Here is an 18,273-nt window from a genome sequence, read left to right as displayed (position 1 = left end):
GCGGAAAGAGCGCGAGCCGATAGCAATTTCCGGACCTGAACTAGGACGATGCCGGCGTCTCGCCCAGCCAGAGGGCCTCGAACGCGGCGGCAGGGTGCGATTCGCCCAGCAGAGGCCCCTGCCCGAACTCGCACCCTTTGCGCTCGAGGCGACGACGTTGCGCCTCCGTCTGCACCCCCAATGCCACCACGCTAAACCCCAGGCTGCGCCCGAGAAACAGGATCACGCACACCATGGCGGCATCCACGGGGGATTGCTCGATGCCGGTCACGAACGAGGCGTCGATCTTGAGGCGGCTGATCGGGAAATCCTTCAACATGCTGAGTGACGCGTGTGCCGTCCCGTAATCGTCGAAGGCAATCCCCACCCCCATGTCACGCAGACGGTGCAGGCTGCGCCGCACCAGATCTTCCGCGCGCAACAACACGCGCCCGGTAATTTCGACATCCAGGGCCTCTGCAGGCAGGCCCGTCTCGGCCAGCGCCTCAGCGACCCGATCGGGCAGATCCCCCGCGCGGAACTGGGCATCGAGCAGATCCACGCTGAGCCGGAACGCCGGCAGCTGCTCACGCCAGGCCGCCGCCTGCCGGCACGCGGCCACCAACAGCTCCTGACCCACGCGTGCGGCGAACGGACTGGCTTCGAGCGCCGTCAGGAAAGCGGCGGTCGGCAGAATGCCCTTGTCGGGGTGCTGCCAGCCGAGCTTGGCCTCCGCACCGACGAGGGCGCCATCCGCGAGCCGGATCAGTGGCTGAAAGTGGGCGACGAATTCCTGTAGCCGGACGGCACGCTCGAGTTCGGTCTGGTAGGCGCGCTTGACGGCGGCATGATCGCGCAGGGCCGGCGTGAAGAAACGCCAGCCATGCTTGCCTTGCGCCTTGGCATCGTACAGGGCGAGATCGGCACTGGAGAGCACGGTGGCGACATTCGTGCCATCGCGTGGCGCCAGGGCAATGCCGATGCTGGCCCCGATGGCCACGGCATGCCCTTCCAGCACGCTCACCTGCGCAAGTACATCGATGATGGTCTGGGCAAGCGATGTGGCGTTGTCAGGACAATCCAGGCCGGGCAGGAGCACGGCGAATTCGTCGCCCCCGGTGCGGGCCGCCATGTCGCCAGCCCCGATGACGGCCTGCAGTCGGCGTGCAGTGTTCACCAGCACGGCATCGCCGGCCCCGTGGCCCAGGCTGTCGTTGATGTCCTTGAACCCATCCAGGTCGATCATCATCACTCCCGTGGGCGAGCCCTGCTTCAGGGTCTCATCCAGGCGCTGGCGCAACAAGGTGCGATTGGGCAATTCCGTCAGGGGATCCAGATGGGCCAGGCGGTACAGTCGCGCTTCATTGCGACGCCGCTCCGAGAGATCGCGCAGGATGGCGCAGAAGGTCACCCGCCCGTCATCGCGCCAGAGCGACGCGGACAACTCCACCGGCAGGCGCTGACCGGCAGCGGTGCGCACCTCGATGTCCAGCGTCTTGCCCGTCTGCAGCGAGATGTCGTCATCAGCCAGGCGGCGCAAGCGGGCGAGCATCGAGCCCGGCACCAAGCTCTCCAGCGTGCGTCCGCACACCTGCTCGCTGGAATGGCCCACCAGGCGCTCTGCGGCGGCATTCCAGAAGGTAACGATGCCGCTGTCATCCACACACACGATGGCATCGGGCGAGTGCCGCGCAATGCGCTCGAAGCGCAATTGGCTGGCCTGGCGAGCCAGATCCAGCCGGCGCAGTTCGAGCTTGTCCAGCACGAGTCCGGCGAGGTCGCGCAGGTTGACGCGATCGACGTCGGACAGACCGTCTCGCGGCACCGTATCGATGACGCAGAGCGTGCCAATCACGTGTCCCCCCGGCGCCACGAGCGGACAACCTGCATAGAAGCGGATGAAGGGGGCGCCTGTCACCAGCGCGCTGCCACGAAAGCGCGGATCCTGATGCGCATCGGGCACGACGAGCAGATCCCGGCTGCCCAACGCGTGCGCGCAGAAAGAACTCTTTCGATCCGTTTCGCACACCGTCACTCCTACCGACGCGGCAAAGAGCTGACGATGGGCTTCAACCAGAGAGACCAGAACGATGGGCGCCTGGAAGATCCGGGCCGTGAGCTGGACGACGCGGTCGAGCCCCAGATCCGCCAGCGGACCTTCGACGCCGTACTCGGCCAGCGCCTCCAGGCGGGCACGATCCTGCGCCAGCGCAGCCGGGGACAGGGCGCCGCTCTTGCGGGGGGTCGAGGGCGGGGAATCCGTCATCACTTGCGTTCCGGGTGTGCAACAACGCACACGACTGCTCAAGCATAGCGCAGGAAGCCTCACCCGCCACGCCAGCTACACTGGGCAAGTCACCGGCCCATGCGGTGCCGGACCAACCTGGAGGAAGCCCATGCAAAGCCTCATCCTGCGCAAGCCCGGCGGACTGGACCGCCTCGAGCGCATCGACGCTCCCGAACCCGGCGCACCCGGCGCCGGGGAGATTCGCGTGCGTCTGCACGCCACGTCGCTGAATTTCCATGACTATGTGGTCGTGACGGGCAAATCGCCCGTGGACGATCAGCGCATCCCGATGGCCGACGGCGCCGGCGTCGTCGAAGCCGTGGGCGCGGGCGTGACCGAGTTCGCGGTGGGCGATGCCGTGGTCTCGTGCTTCTTTCCGGGATGGCAGGACGGCCCGCCCGCGGTGGGCGATTTTCGCACCGTGCCGGGCGACGGGGTGGATGGCTACGCGCGCGAAGCCGTGATCACGCCGGCCACCTGGTTCACCAAGGCCCCGCGCGGCTACAGCCACGAAGAGGCGGCCACGCTCACGACCGCAGGCCTCACGGCCTGGCGCGCGCTCGTCGTCGATGGCGGCCTGAAGGCGGGCGATGTGGTGCTTGCCCTGGGCACGGGCGGCGTGTCCATCTTCGCCCTGCAATACGCCAAGGCCATGGGGGCCACCGTCATCGTCACCTCGTCCTCGGACGAAAAGCTCGAGCGCGCGAAGACCCTGGGTGCGGACCACGTCATCAATTACCGCCGAGAGGAAGACTGGGGCCGCAAGGTCCGAGACTGGACGGGCGGGCAAGGCGCCGACCAGGTCATCGAAGTCGGCGGCCCAGCCACCCTGCCCCAGTCGATTGCGGCCTGCCGCATTGGCGGGCACATTGCCCTCATCGGTGTGCTCACGGGCCTGGGGGGGGAGATCCCGACGGCGCTCCTGATGGCCCGGCAGATCCGCCTGCAGGGCCTGATCGTGGGCAGCCGCACCCATCAGCAGGATCTGGTGCGGGCCATCGAAGCCACGCAGACGCGGCCCGTGATCGATCGCACGTTCGAACTGCCGGCGCTGGCCGACGCCTTCCGTTATCAGGAGAGCGGCGAGCACTTCGGCAAGATCTGCGTGGCCTGGTAGGCTTCGCGCAGGGCGCGGGCTGCCGCCAGAAACTCAACGCGCGAGCCAGGCCTGGGCCAGCCGCACGAAGTAGGTTGCGCCCAGGGGCAGGATCTCGTCGTTGAAGTCGTAGCTGGTGTTGTGCACGAGGCACGGCCCCTGGCCGTGGCCGGCGTCCCGGTGCTCGCCGTCGCCATTGCCGATGAAGGCGTAGCAGCCGGGCATCTCCTGCAGCATGAAGGAGAAATCCTCCGCGGCCATGATGGGCACCTGAGCGACGAGCGCGCCAGGCGAGACGACGCCGGCGATCACCTCGCGCGCGAAGGCGGTCTCAGCGTCGTGGTTGAACGTGGCCGGGTAGTTGCGCTGGAAGTGGAAGTCCGCGGTCGCGCCGTGGGCCGCGCAGGTCATCTGGGCGATCTCGCCCAGGCGGCGCTCGATGAGATCCAGCGTCTCGGCGGTGTAGGCACGCACGCTGCCGCGCAGGGTGCAGGTGCCGGGGATCACGTTGGGCACCTCGCCCGCCTCGATCATCGTCACCGAGACCACGGCAGCCTCGAGCGGCTTCACGTTACGGCTCACCACGTTCTGGAAGGCCTGGATGACCTGGGCCGCAATGGCGATCGGGTCCACGGCCAGGTGCGGCATGGCCGCATGGCCGCCCTTGCCCTGGATGGTCAGGGCGAATTCGTTGTTGGACGCCAGCACCGGTCCGGGCGAGAGCGCGATGGTGCCCGCCGGGATGCCCGGCATGTTGTGCACGCCGAACACCGCCTGCATCGGAAACTGCTCGAAGAGCCCGTCCTGCATCATGACGCGGGCGCCGCCGCCGTGCTCCTCGGCCGGCTGGAAGATCACGTAGACGGTGCCGGCGAAATCCCGATTGGCAGCCAGATACTGAGCAGCGCCCAGCAGCATGGTGGTGTGGCCATCATGGCCGCATGCGTGCATCTTGCCCGGCGTCTTGCTCGCATGCTCGAAGGTGTTGGCTTCGGTCATCGGCAAGGCGTCCATGTCGGCGCGCAAGCCGATGGCGCGGTCCGAGTCGCCTGCCGTGCCGCGAATGGTGCCAACCACGCCGGTGCCGCCCAGCCCGCGGTGGATGGGAATGCCCCAGCGCGTGAGGCAGTCGGCCACGAGGTCCGCCGTGCGGGTCTCCTCGAAGGCAAGTTCCGGATGAGCGTGGATGTCGCGGCGGATGGCGCGCAGCGCGTCGGACTGCGCGGCGATGGCGTCGATGAGATTCATGGGACTCGTCTGAAATCGGCCAGGGCAGCAGGCTGCCGTGGCGCTGGGGGCTTCATTCTACGGCCTGGTGCCTGCCTGCCCCCGGACGGCGGCTCTCACGCAGGGCCTCGGCAAAGGTCTTGACCAGCGGCGTCTGGCCATGACGCACGCGCTCGACGATGCCGATCTCGCGGCGTGGCGCGACACTGCCAAGACTGACCGCCCTGGCGCCCTCGGGCAAGGGCACATAGGGCGGGCATCGCGGCACCAGTGCCACGCCCAGGCCCAGCGCCACCATGCGCACGAGCCCCGCGATCTCGTCCATCTCCACGACATCCTGCACATCGATGCCCTCGTCCTCCAGGAACTGGGCCACCACCCGCCCGCCGAAGGAGGCGCGGTCATAGCGCAGGAACGGCCGCTCGCGCAGCAAACGACGCCAGTCTCGGGACGTCTCGCCTGCGGGCACGGCCAGCAGGAAGGGTTCGCTCCACAAGGGCCGCCAGGCCAGGTCACGGGGCAGCGCGAAATTCGGCCGGATCATCACGGCCGCATCGAGCTCGCCGGCATCGACCCGGCCCATCAACGCCAGCGACACGCCGGGCACCACCTTCAGGCGCAGTGTGGGATAGGCACCCCGCAAGCGCACCACGGCCTCGGGCAACCCGGCGGCCTGGATGGAGGCGATGGCACCAATGCGCAAGGTGACGGCGGCTTGCGCCGCGCCTGGCTGGCGCAGCGCCTCGAACTGCTCGATCAGCGCCCCCGCCCGGGCGAGCGTATGACCGCCCGCCGCGTTGAGGACCACGTTGCGCCCCTGCCGATCAAACACCGGAAAGCCCAGTGCCGCCTCGAGCCGCTGGATCTGGGCGCTCACGGCCGATTGCGTGAGCCCGAGGCGCTCGGCTGCGCGCGAGATCGTGCCGAAGCGCGCCACCGCCTGGAAGGTCTTGAGCTCCTTGAGCATGTCGATGAACCATCGATGGAATCGATCAAATATACAAAAATTCATCGCTTTTCAAGAAGTCTGGCGTTTTCTAGACTGACAGGCATGGCGAGTCACCCGACGCGCCCTTCTTCCTGGAGCCTTGTCATGACGCAATCCGCCGCCCCCATGCCGCCGTTTCACCTGGCCTTTCCCGTGCACGACCTGGCAGCCGCCCGCCGCTTCTACGGCGAGCTCCTGGGCTGTCCGGAAGGTCGCAGCTCGGACGAGTGGGTGGACTTCAACTTCTACGGTCACCAGATCGTGGCTCATCTCGCGCCCGACGAATGCGGCACGGCGCAAGCCAACGATGTGGACGGCAAGAACGTGCCGGTGCGGCACTTCGGTGCCGTGCTCACGCTCGCGCAATGGGAAGCCCTGGCCGAGAAGCTCAAGGCAGCCGGGACGAAGTTCGTGATCGAGCCCTACATTCGCTTCAAGGGCGAGCCGGGCGAGCAGGCCACGATGTTCTTCATGGACCCGTCCAACAACGCGGTGGAGCTCAAGGCGTTCGCGAACCTGGACTCGCTCTTCGCCAAGTGATGCCCGCGGGGCGCTGACCCAAGCCCAGTGCCCCGTGTCGTGCTCGTCGCGCGCTGATTCAAAGGCTGCATCACAGCATCCTCAGATTGAATTGGACGCGCATCAGTCAGGGTGATGGAATGCGTAGCCCTGCGGCGCCATCGTGCGCGCCGACAAGAACGACGAGACGACATGACTGCTCAGACCGCATCCCTGCGCCGCGCCCTGGACGGCATTTCCGGCATCCTGGTCACGCCCTACGACGCGGACGATACCCTGGCCCCCGCACGGCTGCGCCCGGTGGTGGACCGCGCCGTCGATGCCGGCGTTCACGTGCTGGTGGCCAATGGCAACACCAGCGAGTTCTACGGCCTCACCACCGCCGAGGCCGAGACGATGGTGCATGCCGCCGCCGAACAGGTGGCCGGCCGCGTGCCTCTGGTGGCCGGCGTGGGCCGCAGCCTGCATGACGCGCTGGCGCTCGCGCGCGCATCCCGCGCGGCGGGCGCCACCGCCCTGATGGTGCACCAGCCGCCCGACCCCTTCGTCGCACCGCGCGGCATCGTGGCCTACGTCAATCGTGTGGCCGAGGCAGCGCAAGACCTGCCCCTGGTGCTCTATCTGCGCGACGACAGCATCGGTCTGCCTGCGGTGGCGGAACTCTGCGCCATCCCGCAAGTGATCGGCGTGAAGTGGGCATCGCCCACCCCGCTCAAGCTTGCCCAGGCCATCGAGCAATCCGCTGCGCGCGACATCGCCTGGATCGGCGGGCTGGCCGAGCACTGGGCCCCGCCCTTCTATGCCGTCGGTGCGCGGGGCTTCACGTCCGGCCTCATCAATGTCCTGCCCGAGCGCTCCTTGGCGATCCATGCGGCGCTCGAGCGGGCCGACTACCCCACGGCGATGCAGCTCATCCGCGGCATGGCGGCCTTCGAGGCGCTGCGTGCCGAAGAGAACAACGGCTGCAACGTGACCGTCGTCAAGCGTGCCCTGCAATGGATTGGCCAGGACTGCGGAGCCGTGCGCGCCCCGGGCGCCTGGCCGCTCACCGCGCGGGCTGACGACACGCTGCGCAGCCTGCTGGCCGACTGGCAACTGCTGTAACGGCGCGGCACCGCGCCCTCGACCCCGGCCCCTGAAAGCCGGGGCATGCCCTCAAGAAGACACGGAGACATCGACATGACCCGCACTCCCCTGCGGCTGGCCACCTGCCTGGCCGCCGTGCTTGCCACCACCACGCCGGCGCTGGCCGCCGACCTGTCGGCCCAGCCCATCACCATCATCGTGCCGTATGCGCCGGGCGGCTCGTCCGACGCGGTGGCGCGCCACCTGCAGCAGCCACTCGCGGCCGCGCTCAACACCACGGTGATCGTCGACAACAAGCCGGGCGGCAACGGCGCCATCGGCGCGTCGCAACTCGCGCGCAGCAAGGCCGATGGCCATACCATCCTGATCGGTGCCCTGGGCATGATGGCGATCAACGAAGGGCTGTATCCCAACCTCACCTACCAGCCCGAGCGTGACTTCGACATGCTGACGGTGGCCGTGCAGACGCCCAACGCCATCGTGGTCAACCCGAAGTCCGACGTGAAGACGCTGCCCGAACTGCTCGCGCACCTGAAGGAGAATCCGGGCAAGGTGTCCTTCGCCTCGTCCGGTACCGGCTCGAGCGAGCACCTGACGATGGAGCTCTTCTGGCAGAACAGTCAGACGGACGGCATCCACGTGCCCTACAAGGGCGGTGGCCCGGCGATCACGGACACCATGGCAGGCCATGCCGACGTGCTCTTCTCCAACCTGGGCGCCGTGGCGCCGCACATCCAGTCCGAGCGCCTGCGTCTGGTCGCCGTGACGGGCGCCGAGCGCAATCCGCTCTTTCCGGACACGCCAGTGCCGGGCGAGGCGGGCGTGCCGGGCATGGAGGTGTATTCCTGGCAAGGCATCGCGGCACCCAAGGGCCTGCCGGACGACGTGCGCACGCAATTGAACCAGGCACTGGTGAGCGTGCTCACCTCGGACGACTTCCGCCAGAAGATGGACAAGATCGGCTTTCAGGTCGTGGCCAACAGTCCCGAGGAGGCGACCGCCTATCAGCGCGAAGAGGCAGCCCGCTGGAAGAAGGTCATCGACGCGGGCAACGTCTCGCCGGAATGAGCCTTCCTCACGCAGACAGCGCAATGCCGGTCAATCCAGGCTGGCCTGCGCAATCATGAGCTCGCGAAATCGCGTGAGTGCCGGCCGAGAGACCGCCTCGCGCCGGCGCCACGCCAAGTGCATCTGGGCATTGGCATAGGCAGGCAGGGCGATCGGCCGGGTGACGACCCCTTCCAGACGCAGCAGCGTGGTCGAGTGCGGCACCAGGGCCAGGCCAATGCCGCTGTTGACCAGCGCAATCATCGAGTGCGTGTGCCGCACGAACTGCACGAAGCGCGGCTGGATGCCCGCCTCGTGGAACAGCGTGTGCAGCATCTCGTGAAAGTAGCGGCCATCGCCTGGCAGGTACATGACGAAGGGCTCGTCGTGCAGGTCTGCCAGGCTGAGCTTGCGCTTGCGCGCCAGCGCGTGCCGACGTGGCACCACCAGCACCATGGGCTCGCGTACCACGCAGGTCATCTCCAGGCCGGCCAGCTCGGCCGGCAGGCGGATGAGGCCCAGATCGATGCGCCCTGTGCGCAAGGCCTCCAGCTGGTCCACAGTCACCATCTCGCGCAGCTCCAGGTCGATGTCGGGCAGGTGTTCCTGCGCCGCGGCCACCACTCGCGGGAGAAAGCTGTAGTTGGCGCCGGCGGAGTAGCCCAGTACCACGCGTCCCGTCTCGCCGCGCATGGCGCGCTGGGCCGCCAGCGCCGCACTGGCGCAGCGCTGCAGCACGTCCTGCGCCTCTGGCAGGAAGGCCTCGCCCGCGGCAGTGAGCTGCACGGAGCGCCGCGTGCGCACCAGGAGCTCGACGCCCAGCGCGTGCTCGAGCTGCTGGATCTGCCGGCTCAGAGGAGGCTGCGTCATGTTCAGGCGCTCGGCCGCCCGGCCGAAATGCAGCTCGGCAGCGACCTCGACGAAACAACGCAGCTGACTCAACTGGAACATGGCGACTCAAAAGATGCGGCACAGCGGGGCGGGACACAGCGACCACGCCCCTACAGGCTCGGCGCGACGACGGCAGACCGCTATTATCCCGTGTTGCCCGCCGCCGGCCTGCTGCGCCGACCGGGCGATCCTGCAACGACGGCCCTGCGGCTTCTCCCATGTCCTTTCCCCTCACCCTGCTGGCCGGGCCCCGCGCCCTGGCAACGATCCAACGCGATGGACTGACGCCCGACCGGGTGGAACACGTCATCGGCGGCGCGGGCGGCCCGAAGGCGCTCGGGCTGGTGGGTCTGGATGCCGCCCTCTTCGGTCACTGGCTCACGCCCGGCCCTGCCCCGCGCTGGCTGATGGGCAGTTCGATCGCCACCTGGCGGTTCCTCTGCGCGCTGCATCCGGATCCGGCGACGATGTTCCCGACCTTCGCCCGCCACTATCTGGACATGACCTTCTCGGCCAAGGCGCGACGCGAGGAGATCGACGCCACCACGGGGCGCATGCTGATGGCGCTGCTCACGGCCTGCGGCGGCGCAGAGCCCGTGCTGGCACACCCCCACTACCGCCTGGCGCTGATCTGCGCCCGCTCGCGCGGCCCTGTGAGCAGCGAGAATGCCTGGATGCTGGCCCCATTGCTGGGCAGCGCCTTCCTGCTCAACTGGTTGACGCCGCGCTTTGGCGGCGCGTTCTTCGAGCGCGCGGTGCTGCACGATGCGCGCGGCGTCCCGCCGCTGCTGCCGGCGCTCCAGGGTCGGCCGCGCTCACGCCGCTCGCGGCCGACACGCTCGTGCATGCGCTGACGGCCAGCACCGCGATTCCCTTCGTGATGTCCGGCGTGCGCGCACCCCGAGGCTGGCCTGCGGGCACGTACCGCGATGGCGGCCTGATCGATTACCACCAGCATCATCTGGCAGCCACGCCGGGCAACATCATTCTCTTTCCGCACTTCACCGAGCACCTGACGGCGAGCTGGTTCGACAAGCCCCTCCCGCCCCGCCGCCGGCACGCGCGCCTGCGCGCCGTGGACGACGTGCTGGTCGTGGCGCCCTCCGCGCACTACCTCAGCCGGCTGCCCGGCGGCAAGGTGCCCGACCGCGGCGACTACAAGCGCATGACCGATGCCGAGCGCGTCAAGGTCTGGCAGACGACCGTGGACGAAAGCCAGCGCCTGGGCGACGCCTTCGCAGAGCTCGCGGCCACGGGCCGGCTGGAAGCGGCCGTGCAGCCGCTGCCGTCGACCCGGCCGTGAGAATGGACCGCTACAGGTGCGAGCGTCCATCCAGGTAGGCTTTGCGCCAGCGCACGATCTGGTGGCGCTCGAAGAGGCCCGCGAGAAAGAACGGATCGGCCTCGAGGAAGGCCTGCGCGGCTTGGCGCGTGTCCACGTCCAGGATGTAGATGCCACCGCCCTGGTCGCTGCCATCGTCGTTGAGCTTGGCGCCGCAGGCCAGCAGCAGATGTCGGTGAGCCTCCAGGTAGACGAGATGCGCCTCGCGGTTGGCGCGGCGCACGTCCAGCGACCCCGGCTTGTCGAATGTCTCGATGAGATAGGGCATGAATCTAGACCGTGGCGATGGGTGTGACCGGCGAGCCAACGGCTCCCGGCAGATTGAGTGGGGGCGCGGTCAGGAAGAAATCGTGCCGGCGGTGTGCGTGCAGCCAACGGGCAAGGGGCCCGAGATACCACATCTCGCCCAAGGGCAGACCGAGCTTGAAGAGGCAATGATGGTGCAAAGGCAGCGCCGCGCAGCAGGCGTTGGCCTTCTTCACCGGATAGGTCTCCACGGCGTGATTGTCCGAGGCCATGGCCGCGATGCGGCTCTCGGTGATCCACTGCAGCAAGCGCTCGTCGCTCCCATCCAGGCCCGCGCACATCTCGTGCACGCGGTGCGGGTCCGGATTGCCATTCATCTCCAGCAGCGCATCGCCATACTCGGTATGAAACAGGAGGATGTCGCCCTGACGGATCTCGATGCGGTCTTCGTCCAGGATCCGCATCAGCTCGTCGTAGCCCACCGAGTGGCCCTCGCGCCCGAAGCGGCGTGCCAGGTCGATCAGCACGCCCCGCCCCTGCATGCCGGATTCGGCCAAGTTGGTGATGTCCAGCCGCGTCGCGCGCGAGCTCGGCCCGCGGCCGAGTTCCGTCTTGGCGAAGCTGCCGTCGGCGGCATAGTCCACCGGCCCCTGGATGTGCTCGTTGGGCCGAAAGCCGTTGTAGTAGACGCGCTCGGGCAGCCCATCGCCGTTGGCATCGAAGAGCGCGCCGACATGGGCGAGCGAATCCCACTGCGTGGAGTACTGCAGGCTCATCGTGACGTTGTCGTCGCTCAGCACGTCCACGCACCCGGGACGCAGGCGGCCCATGGGGAAATTCAGGTACGGATCACCGTCGCGCTCGGTCGGCGTGAGCCGCGGCGGGTGCCGACGCGGATTCACGACATTGCCGCCGGGCAGGTCCAGCGGCAGGGACAGGCAGAATCGCTCCCCGGTCTGGATGAGGCTGGCGGCGTATCGGACCGCCTCGGGAGTGATCCAATTCAGGCACCCGCGTTGGTCATCCTCGCCGAAGTCGCCCCAGTTCGACCCTTCCGGCCGTTGCTTCCATCGCATGCGTCTCTCCTCGCACAAATGTATCGATGTGTCATTGACACGATAAATCTATCACGTATAGGATATTGCCATCATGGATGTGAAAACCGCAACCCGCGTGCTCGACGTCTTCAACCTCTTCGCCGAGCAGCAGAAACCTCTGATCTACAGCGAGATCGCCGCACACATGGGCATCCCGCTGTCGAGCTGCCATGGGTTGTTGAAGACGATGGTGGCCAAGGGCTATCTGTACGAACTCGGCAAGAAGAGCGGTTATTACCCCACCCAGAAGCTGCTGCACGTGGCGAGCGTGATCTGTCGACGCGACCCGCTTGTCACGGCCCTGGAGCCCGTGCTGCTCACGGTGCGCGACGTCACGCGCGAGACGGCCATCCTCGCCAAGCTCGCGGATCGGCAGGTGGTGTACCTGAGTGTCGTGGAGTCGATGCAGACGATCCGCTACAGCCACCAGCCCGGCGGCTTCAAGAGCCTGCACGCCACGAGTTCGGGCAAGGCACTCGTCTCCGTGATCGAGCCCGCCGCGCGCAAGGCCTTGCTCGATGGCTACACCGACTGGACGCGCATCACGACGAACACACTCCCCTCACGCGCATGTTTCGAAGCCGACATGGCCGAGGGGACCACGCGCGGTTGGCAGCGATCCGTGGGCGAGAACGTCGAGGACGTCATGTCGCTCGCCTTCGGGTTTCGTGTGCACGACCAGCCATTCGCCATCGTGGTCGCGGGCCCCATGGCGCGTGTGCAAAAGCATGAGGCAGAGATCGCCGGGGCCTTCCCCACGATCCGCCAACAACTGGTCGACGTGCTCGCCCCGACGCGCGTCGACTTCGATACGGGAGACCTGGAATGACAAGAAGATTCTTTGCACTGACCGCAGCAGCCACCGTGGTGGCGAGTCTGCTGGGCGCAAGCCCTGCTCGCGCGGATGCCAACTACCCCAACAAACCGATCCAGGTCATCCTGCCGTTTGCCCCTGGCGGCCCTACCGATGTCGTCGGCCGCGTGATCGCCACGGAAATGGGTCAGATCCTCGGCCAGCCCCTCGTCATCGAAACGCGTCCCGGCGCGAGCGGCACGATCGGTGCGGCGGCCGTGGCCCGAGCGCCGGCCGACGGTTACCAGCTGCTCATGAACGCCTCCGTGCAGGTGATCTACCCCGGCCAGTTCAAGACACTGACGTTCGATCCGATGGGCGACTTCACCGCCGTCGGCGTACTGGGTACGGTGCCGATGGTGGCGATCGTGCCGCCCGATTCGCCCTACGCCAGCTTCCAGGACATCATCCAGGCTGCCAAGGACAAACCCGGCGCGCTTGCCTTCGCCTCGCCCGGCGTCGCTACCCTTCCCCACCTCGTGGGCGAACTGGTCAATACCTCCACAGGCGCCAAGCTCGAACACGTGGGCTACCGCGGCAGCAACCCGGCGCTCACGGACGTGGCCGGCGGCCACGTGCAGCTCATGTACGCACCGCTTGCTCCGGCCATGCCGCTGATCCAGGCCGGTCGGGTCAAGCCGCTGGCCGTCACCACCGGCGAGCGCCTGAAGGACCTGCCGAATGTCCCCACCATCGCGGAGACCGTGCTGCCCGGCTTCGACATCGTGACGTGGTACGGCCTCTGGGCTCCCAAGGGCACGCCCGAGGCCGTCGTCGAGAAGCTGAACCAGGCGATGGTCAAGGCCTCGTCCTCGGCCAAGGTCGCCGAGACGCTGGCCGCGCAGGGCACCATCCCCAGCCGCCTCACGCACCAGGAAACGCAGGCCTTCGCGCAGGAAGAGAACCAGCGCTGGATCAAGGTCATGCAGGACGCCGGCATCCAGCCGGAGTGATCCCGACCGGGGCGGCCCCACGCCGCCCCTTGCCGGCAGGAGGCCGCATGCTGTTCATGGTCCGGATGGACGTTTTGCTTCCCATTGACATGCCGACCGCGCAAGCGGAGGAGATCAAGGCCCGGGAGAAAGCCTACGCGCAGGCCCTGCAACGCGACGGTCGCTGGCGCCATCTCTGGCGCATCGTGGGCGAGTACGCCAATGTCAGCATCTTCGACGTGCCGTCGAACGACGAACTGCACACGTTGCTGAGCGGGCTGCCATTGTTTCCGTACATGAGGATCCACGTGACGCCATTGGCGACGCATCCATCGGCGATCGGATCCACGGTCTGACGACGGCTGCGCCGCGCCGACGTGGCGGTGCCGCCGTGCTACGCTGCCCCGAGGTCCCTCTCCCGCCAGGCACACCGCCGTGTTTCCTTCCCTGCTGCCACTGCACCTGCCGCCGGAACTCGCGAGCTTTCGCCCGGAGCACCTGCGCCTGGCCACGGCCTCGCGCGATGAAGCCGTGGCGCAGATCAGCGGCCGGCTGAGTCCATACCGACTGCGATTACTGGGCACACAGGAGACGTTCACCGCGCAGTATCTCGAAGCTCAGTCGCTGGCGGGCGTGGGACTGTCTACGCTGGCCTTTGGCACGGAAGTCGAGCTCGACATCCATACGGCAGACGATCACCTGCTCGTCACCACGCAGGTCAGTGGCCACAGCACGGTGGCGTCCCAGGGGCGGAAGGCCCAGGGCGGTGCGGGCTTCATCGTGGTGGATTCCACGCCCCATGCCGTCACCAAGCGGTTCTCGGCCGACAGCTGCCGGGTCAACGTGCGGATCCCACGCACCCGTCTGGATGCCGCATGGGCGAGCCTGACGGGCGCGCTGCCGGTGCGCCCGCTGGTGTTTCAGCCCTTTCCCCCGGATGCTGCCGCCGGCCAGCGCTGGCTCGCCCACGTGCGTCTGCTCATGACCTACGGCCTGCAGGCCGAGCGCGTGCCAGAACGCCAGGCTGAAGCCCTGACCGAATCCGCGCTGCTCGCCCTGCTGATGGAATTTCCGCATGACCAACGCCCGGTGCTGGAAGCGCCAGTGGCCCGCGCAGGCCAGCGCACGCTGCAGACGGCGATGGACTTCATCCAGGACTGCCGGCACGAGCCGCTGCGTCTGGCCGACATCGCAGCGCACTGCGGGGTGAGCGTGCGCAGCCTGACGGAGGCATTCCGCAGCGGACAGGGCACGTCACCGATGAAGTTCCTGCAGGAGACGCGGCTGCAGGCAGCCCGGACGCTACTCACCAGCCGCCAGCCGGGCATGACGGTGGCGCGCGCGGCCACGGATAACGGTTTCACCGCCTTGGGCCGGTTCGCTGCGCTCTACGCCGAGCGTTTTGGCGAAGCGCCGTCGCAAACCCTCGCACGGCGCTGACACCGCGCTACCGCTGCCCGATCTGCACAGCCGCCTGCCCGATGCGGATAGCGGCCCCAGCCCGCCCGCAGCGATCATGACTGCCTGATGCACGGCGCCGCGCAAGCTCGCGCATCGCCACCTCAAGCGCCCTCTCGAGGCGCACACAGACCAGGAGACAGGGGATGATCACCCGACGCCAACTCATTGCCGCCGGCGCGGCCACTGCCGCGCTGGGCGCGCTACCCGTACGTGCGCAAAGCCCGCAGCCGCTGCGCGTCATCATCGGCTTCGCGCCCGGCGGTTCGGCCGACGTCATCGCGCGCCACTTCGGGGCCCACGCCAAGATGGACGAGGTCAGCGCGGTCATCGTGGAGAGCCGACCCGGCGCGGGCGGACGCATCGCCGTGGAGGCCGTCCGCAACTCGAACGATGGTCGCACCGTGCTCGTCACGCCCGGCTCGATCCTGTCGATCTATCCGCACGTCTACGACAAGCTCCCCTACGACTCGGTCAAGGACTTCGATCCGGTCACGCCGCTCGCCTTCGTGCCATTCAGCCTGTCGGTGGGGCCGATGGTGCCCGAACGCGTGAAGACGCTGAAGGACTTCGCTCAGTGGTGCAAGGAGAACCCAGGCGATGCCTCCTATGGCTCGCCGGGCGGCGGCACAACGCCGCACTTCGTGGGCGCCATGTTCGGACAGACCACCGGCATCAACTATCAGCACGTGCCCTACCGCGGCGGCGCGCCCGCGCTGCAGGACGTGATGGCCGGGCAGATCGCCTCCAGCGTCAACGTCGTGAGCGAAGCGATGCAGCTGGCCCGGGCCGGCAAGGTGCGCGTGCTGGCTGTGACCAGCGCGCAGCGCCTGGCCCAGCTGCCGGATGTGCCCACGGTGGCCGAGGCCGGTTTTGCGGATCTGCAATCCGATGAGTGGTTCGGGCTTTTCGCGCCGGCCGCACGGCGCCCGAGCGCATCGAGGCTCTGAATGCGGCCGCGCGCCGCGCCTTTGCCACCCCCACCGTGCAGGCCGCCATGGCCGAAATGGCCTTCACGATCGAGCCCACCACGCCCGCCGCCTTCGGCGAGCGTCTGCGCAGCGACATCGCGCGCTGGGGCCCGGTCGTCAAGCAGACCGGCTTCAAGGCGGAGGCCTGATGACGGACAAGACCGACACGATCGAACACATCGTGCGCCTGCGCTCGCGCACCATGCACGAGGGCGAGCTGCGTGCGCCCACCCGTGCCTTTCTGCGGGCCCTGGGCCAGGACGACGAGGACATAGCCGCCCCGCACATCGGGGTGATCCACACGGGTGGCGACATGAGTCCGTGCAACGCCTCGCTGCGCGAGCAGGCGCAGCACGCCAAGACCGGCATCTACGCGGGCGGCGGCACGCCGCACGAATGCCCGGTGGTGTCCGTCTCGGACGGCCTCTCCGTGGCGCACCCGGGCATGCGCTTCTCGCTCATCTCGCGTGATCTCATCGCCGACAGCGTGGAGGCCACGGTGCGCGGCCACCAGTGGGACGGCATCTTCGCGCTGGGCGGCTGCGACAAGAACATGCCCGGCCTCTTGATGGGCATGATCCGCTGCAACGTGCCCTCCGTCATGCTCTACGGCGGCGCCGCCCTGCCCGGGCGCGTGGGCGGGCGCGACGTGAACATCGTCGATGCCTACGAGATGATCGGCCAGGTGATCGCGGGCACCGCCACCGGTGAACAGCTGGAGGACATGAGCCGCGCCTGTCTGCCCACGGCGGGGTCCTGTGCGGGGCAATACACCGCCAACACGATGGGCATGGTGGGCGAAGCCCTGGGTCTGAGCCCGCTCGGCTCGTCCATGGTGCCCGCTGTGTACTCGGCACGTGCCCCGCTCGCCCGCCGTGCCGGCCGGGCGCTGATGCGCGCCGTGCTGGCCGACGGCCCGCGCCCGCGCGACATCCTCACGCGCGCAGCGCTCGAGAACGCCATCGCCGTCGTGGCCGCCACCGGCGGCTCGACCAACGTGCCCCTGCACGTGCCTGCCATCGCCCACGAGGCCGGCATTCGCTTCACGCTGGACGATTGCGCCGCCGTGCTCGCCCGCACCCCGCTGCTGGCGGACTTGAAGCCCGGTGGCCGCTTCCTCGCCCGCGATGTCTACGACATCGGCGGCGCGCCGGTCATCCTGAAGGCGCTGCTCGACGGGGGTTATCTGCACGGCGACTGCCTGACCTTCACGGGCCGCACGCTCGCTGAGGAGCTCGCCCAGGCCCTGGCACCGGACGGCGACGTGGTGCGCGCGGCAGACAACGCCATCGCGCCCACGGGTGGCGTGGTGGTGCTCAAGGGTAATCTCGCGCCGGATGGCGCGCTGCTCAAGGTGGCGGGCCTCAAGCGCCTGCAGCATCGCGGCCCGGTCCGCGTCTTCGAATCCGAGGAACACTGCCTGGAGGCCGTTCAGGCCATGGCCTACGCCCCGGGTGACGTCATCGTGATCCGTAACGAAGGCCCACGCGGCGGCCCCGGCATGCGCGAGATGCTCGGCATCACGGCGCTGCTCTACGGGCAGGGCCTGGGCGAACAGGTTGCGCTCATCACCGACGGCCGTTTCTCGGGCGCGACGCGCGGCATGTGCATTGGCTACGTGAGCCCTGAGGCTGCGGCTCTGGGGCCCATTGCCTTGCTGCGGGACGGCGACATCGTCGAGATCGACGCCCGGCCCGAGGCCCTGGGGCTCAAGGTCGAGCTGGACGACGCCACGTTGACTGAGCGCCGCGCCGCGTTGGGCACACGCACCCCGCGTCGCCTCGGCGGCCTGCTTGAGAAATATGCGGCCGTGGTCGGGCCCGCCAACCTGGGCGCCGTCACACACAGCGGCGTTCCCCCGGAGGAACTGGCATGATCGGCTTCATCGGATTGGGCGACATGGGTCTGCCCATGGCGCGCCGGCTGCTGGACACCGGGCACGCGGTGATGGTGTGGAACCGCACGGCCTCCCGTGCCGACGTGCTCGCCGCCGAAACGTCCGCGCAGGTCGCCGACACGCCCGCAGCCTTGGCGCGCGCCTGCGACGTGATCGGCTTGTGCCTGAGCTCGCACGTCACGGTGCAGGCGCTCTGCGAGGGCGAGGACGGGCTCTTCGCGCATGCCGCCGCGGCGGGGCGCCGCCCCGTGTATGTGGACTTCTCCACCGGCTCGCCCGAGGCCGCCCAAGCCCTGGCCGACGCTGCCGCCCGTCACGGTGGGCAGTGGGTGGCACGCGCCCGTGAGCGGCGGCCCG

20 protein-coding genes are annotated in these 18,273 nt (G+C 68.4%); 14 read left to right on the top strand and 6 right to left on the bottom strand.

Going from position 1 to position 18,273, the window contains the following annotated elements:
* Nucleotides 1–40: 40 nt before the first annotated feature.
* Nucleotides 41–2,245: a putative bifunctional diguanylate cyclase/phosphodiesterase gene (locus tag IMZ29_RS13215; protein WP_216184658.1), complete on the bottom strand. Its 2,205-nt coding sequence runs from the start codon at nt 2,243–2,245 to the stop codon at nt 41–43.
* A 130-nt stretch (nt 2,246–2,375) separates the two neighbouring features.
* Between IMZ29_RS13215 and IMZ29_RS13210 the strand changes: the two genes are divergently transcribed.
* Nucleotides 2,376–3,383, top strand: a complete 1,008-nt coding sequence (locus IMZ29_RS13210; RefSeq protein ID WP_216184656.1) for a zinc-dependent alcohol dehydrogenase family protein — start codon at nt 2,376–2,378, stop codon at nt 3,381–3,383.
* Between the two features lie 33 nt (nt 3,384–3,416).
* Here IMZ29_RS13210 and IMZ29_RS13205 read toward each other — a convergent pair whose 3' ends face one another.
* Both IMZ29_RS13205 and IMZ29_RS13200 read right to left on the bottom strand, forming a co-directional pair.
* Nucleotides 3,417–4,610: a M20 aminoacylase family protein gene (locus IMZ29_RS13205; protein ID WP_216184654.1), complete on the bottom strand. Its 1,194-nt coding sequence runs from the start codon at nt 4,608–4,610 to the stop codon at nt 3,417–3,419.
* A 52-nt stretch (nt 4,611–4,662) separates the two neighbouring features.
* On the bottom strand, nt 4,663–5,556 hold the full coding sequence (locus IMZ29_RS13200) for a LysR family transcriptional regulator (RefSeq protein WP_216184652.1): 894 nt from the start codon (nt 5,554–5,556) through the stop codon (nt 4,663–4,665).
* A gap of 126 nt (nt 5,557–5,682) precedes the next feature.
* Between IMZ29_RS13200 and IMZ29_RS13195 the strand changes: the two genes are divergently transcribed.
* From IMZ29_RS13195 to IMZ29_RS13185, 3 genes are all read left to right on the top strand, one after another.
* Entirely contained in the window at nt 5,683–6,117 is a 435-nt protein-coding gene (locus tag IMZ29_RS13195; protein WP_216184650.1) for a VOC family protein, read from the top strand.
* 171 nt (nt 6,118–6,288) lie between these two features.
* On the top strand, nt 6,289–7,200 hold the full coding sequence (locus IMZ29_RS13190) for a dihydrodipicolinate synthase family protein (RefSeq protein WP_216184647.1): 912 nt from the start codon (nt 6,289–6,291) through the stop codon (nt 7,198–7,200).
* 75 nt (nt 7,201–7,275) lie between these two features.
* Entirely contained in the window at nt 7,276–8,250 is a 975-nt protein-coding gene (locus tag IMZ29_RS13185; RefSeq protein ID WP_216184644.1) for a Bug family tripartite tricarboxylate transporter substrate binding protein, read from the top strand.
* A 30-nt stretch (nt 8,251–8,280) separates the two neighbouring features.
* On the opposite strand, the gene IMZ29_RS13180 is transcribed toward IMZ29_RS13185, so the two are convergent.
* On the bottom strand, nt 8,281–9,180 hold the full coding sequence (locus IMZ29_RS13180; protein ID WP_216184641.1) for a LysR family transcriptional regulator: 900 nt from the start codon (nt 9,178–9,180) through the stop codon (nt 8,281–8,283).
* Between the two features lie 158 nt (nt 9,181–9,338).
* On the opposite strand from IMZ29_RS13180, the gene IMZ29_RS13175 reads away from it, so the two are divergent.
* A complete protein-coding gene (locus IMZ29_RS13175; protein WP_216184638.1) occupies nt 9,339–9,974 on the top strand; it encodes a hypothetical protein in 636 nt (211 codons plus the stop codon).
* Nucleotides 9,962–10,423: a hypothetical protein gene (locus IMZ29_RS13170; protein ID WP_216184635.1), complete on the top strand. Its 462-nt coding sequence runs from the start codon at nt 9,962–9,964 to the stop codon at nt 10,421–10,423. The genes IMZ29_RS13175 and IMZ29_RS13170 overlap by 13 nt, the downstream gene beginning before the upstream one ends.
* Nucleotides 10,424–10,433: 10 nt before the next feature.
* Here the strand turns inward: IMZ29_RS13170 and IMZ29_RS13165 are convergent, their stop codons facing one another.
* Nucleotides 10,434–10,730 carry a YciI family protein gene (locus IMZ29_RS13165; RefSeq protein ID WP_216184632.1) on the bottom strand — a complete coding sequence of 99 codons (297 nt, stop codon included), beginning with the start codon at nt 10,728–10,730 and terminating at the stop codon, nt 10,434–10,436.
* Nucleotides 10,731–10,734: 4 nt separating this feature from the next.
* Complete coding sequence (locus tag IMZ29_RS13160; protein ID WP_216184631.1) at nt 10,735–11,784, bottom strand: cyclase family protein; 1,050 nt, start codon at nt 11,782–11,784, stop codon at nt 10,735–10,737.
* A gap of 73 nt (nt 11,785–11,857) precedes the next feature.
* On the opposite strand from IMZ29_RS13160, the gene IMZ29_RS13155 reads away from it, so the two are divergent.
* From IMZ29_RS13155 to IMZ29_RS13120, 8 genes are all read left to right on the top strand, one after another.
* On the top strand, nt 11,858–12,634 hold the full coding sequence (locus IMZ29_RS13155; RefSeq protein WP_216184629.1) for an IclR family transcriptional regulator: 777 nt from the start codon (nt 11,858–11,860) through the stop codon (nt 12,632–12,634).
* Nucleotides 12,631–13,611, top strand: coding sequence for a Bug family tripartite tricarboxylate transporter substrate binding protein (locus IMZ29_RS13150; RefSeq protein WP_216184627.1), 981 nt, complete (start codon nt 12,631–12,633; stop codon nt 13,609–13,611). Before IMZ29_RS13155 ends, IMZ29_RS13150 begins: the two co-directional genes overlap by 4 nt.
* Before the next feature lie 47 nt (nt 13,612–13,658).
* Nucleotides 13,659–13,946, top strand: a complete 288-nt coding sequence (gene catC, locus IMZ29_RS13145; RefSeq protein ID WP_216184625.1) for a muconolactone Delta-isomerase — start codon at nt 13,659–13,661, stop codon at nt 13,944–13,946.
* Between the two features lie 79 nt (nt 13,947–14,025).
* The gene (locus tag IMZ29_RS13140; protein ID WP_216184623.1) at nt 14,026–15,030 is read left to right on the top strand and encodes an AraC family transcriptional regulator; all 1,005 of its coding nucleotides are present in this window, start codon (nt 14,026–14,028) and stop codon (nt 15,028–15,030) included.
* A 164-nt stretch (nt 15,031–15,194) separates the two neighbouring features.
* Complete coding sequence (locus tag IMZ29_RS13135; protein ID WP_216184621.1) at nt 15,195–15,998, top strand: tripartite tricarboxylate transporter substrate-binding protein; 804 nt, start codon at nt 15,195–15,197, stop codon at nt 15,996–15,998.
* Nucleotides 15,944–16,168, top strand: a complete 225-nt coding sequence (locus tag IMZ29_RS13130; protein WP_216184810.1) for a hypothetical protein — start codon at nt 15,944–15,946, stop codon at nt 16,166–16,168. Before IMZ29_RS13135 ends, IMZ29_RS13130 begins: the two co-directional genes overlap by 55 nt.
* Nucleotides 16,168–17,895, top strand: coding sequence for a dihydroxy-acid dehydratase (gene ilvD / locus IMZ29_RS13125; RefSeq protein WP_216184617.1), 1,728 nt, complete (start codon nt 16,168–16,170; stop codon nt 17,893–17,895). Before IMZ29_RS13130 ends, ilvD begins: the two co-directional genes overlap by 1 nt.
* A partial coding sequence (locus IMZ29_RS13120; RefSeq protein ID WP_216184614.1) for an NAD(P)-binding domain-containing protein occupies nt 17,892–18,273 on the top strand: 382 nt, incomplete at its 3' end. The genes ilvD and IMZ29_RS13120, both read left to right, overlap by 4 nt.

The sequence above is a fragment of the Verticiella alkaliphila genome (genome assembly GCF_018904615.1).
Classification (GTDB): Bacteria; Pseudomonadota; Gammaproteobacteria; order Burkholderiales; family Burkholderiaceae_B; genus Verticiella; species Verticiella alkaliphila.
Note: the sequence above shows the minus strand (reverse complement) of the source record. Positions and strands in the feature narration are given on the sequence as shown.

Bases quoted from the DNA above. Each gene is read 5' to 3' on its own strand.
- IMZ29_RS13155 (WP_216184629.1), top strand. From the start codon at position 11,858: ATGGATGTGAAAACCGCAACCCGCGTGCTCGACGTCTTCAACCTCTTC.
- IMZ29_RS13135 (WP_216184621.1), top strand. From the start codon at position 15,195: ATGATCACCCGACGCCAACTCATTGCCGCCGGCGCGGCCACTGCCGCG.
- IMZ29_RS13165 (WP_216184632.1), bottom strand. From the start codon at position 10,730: ATGCCCTATCTCATCGAGACATTCGACAAGCCGGGGTCGCTGGACGTG.
- IMZ29_RS13205 (WP_216184654.1), bottom strand. From the start codon at position 4,610: ATGAATCTCATCGACGCCATCGCCGCGCAGTCCGACGCGCTGCGCGCC.
- IMZ29_RS13150 (WP_216184627.1), top strand. From the start codon at position 12,631: ATGACAAGAAGATTCTTTGCACTGACCGCAGCAGCCACCGTGGTGGCG.
- IMZ29_RS13195 (WP_216184650.1), top strand. From the start codon at position 5,683: ATGACGCAATCCGCCGCCCCCATGCCGCCGTTTCACCTGGCCTTTCCC.
- IMZ29_RS13160 (WP_216184631.1), bottom strand. From the start codon at position 11,784: ATGCGATGGAAGCAACGGCCGGAAGGGTCGAACTGGGGCGACTTCGGC.
- IMZ29_RS13180 (WP_216184641.1), bottom strand. From the start codon at position 9,180: ATGTTCCAGTTGAGTCAGCTGCGTTGTTTCGTCGAGGTCGCTGCCGAG.
- catC (WP_216184625.1), top strand. From the start codon at position 13,659: ATGCTGTTCATGGTCCGGATGGACGTTTTGCTTCCCATTGACATGCCG.
- IMZ29_RS13215 (WP_216184658.1), bottom strand. From the start codon at position 2,245: ATGACGGATTCCCCGCCCTCGACCCCCCGCAAGAGCGGCGCCCTGTCC.
- IMZ29_RS13175 (WP_216184638.1), top strand. From the start codon at position 9,339: ATGTCCTTTCCCCTCACCCTGCTGGCCGGGCCCCGCGCCCTGGCAACG.
- IMZ29_RS13185 (WP_216184644.1), top strand. From the start codon at position 7,276: ATGACCCGCACTCCCCTGCGGCTGGCCACCTGCCTGGCCGCCGTGCTT.
- IMZ29_RS13190 (WP_216184647.1), top strand. From the start codon at position 6,289: ATGACTGCTCAGACCGCATCCCTGCGCCGCGCCCTGGACGGCATTTCC.
- IMZ29_RS13200 (WP_216184652.1), bottom strand. From the start codon at position 5,556: ATGCTCAAGGAGCTCAAGACCTTCCAGGCGGTGGCGCGCTTCGGCACG.
- IMZ29_RS13210 (WP_216184656.1), top strand. From the start codon at position 2,376: ATGCAAAGCCTCATCCTGCGCAAGCCCGGCGGACTGGACCGCCTCGAG.
- ilvD (WP_216184617.1), top strand. From the start codon at position 16,168: ATGACGGACAAGACCGACACGATCGAACACATCGTGCGCCTGCGCTCG.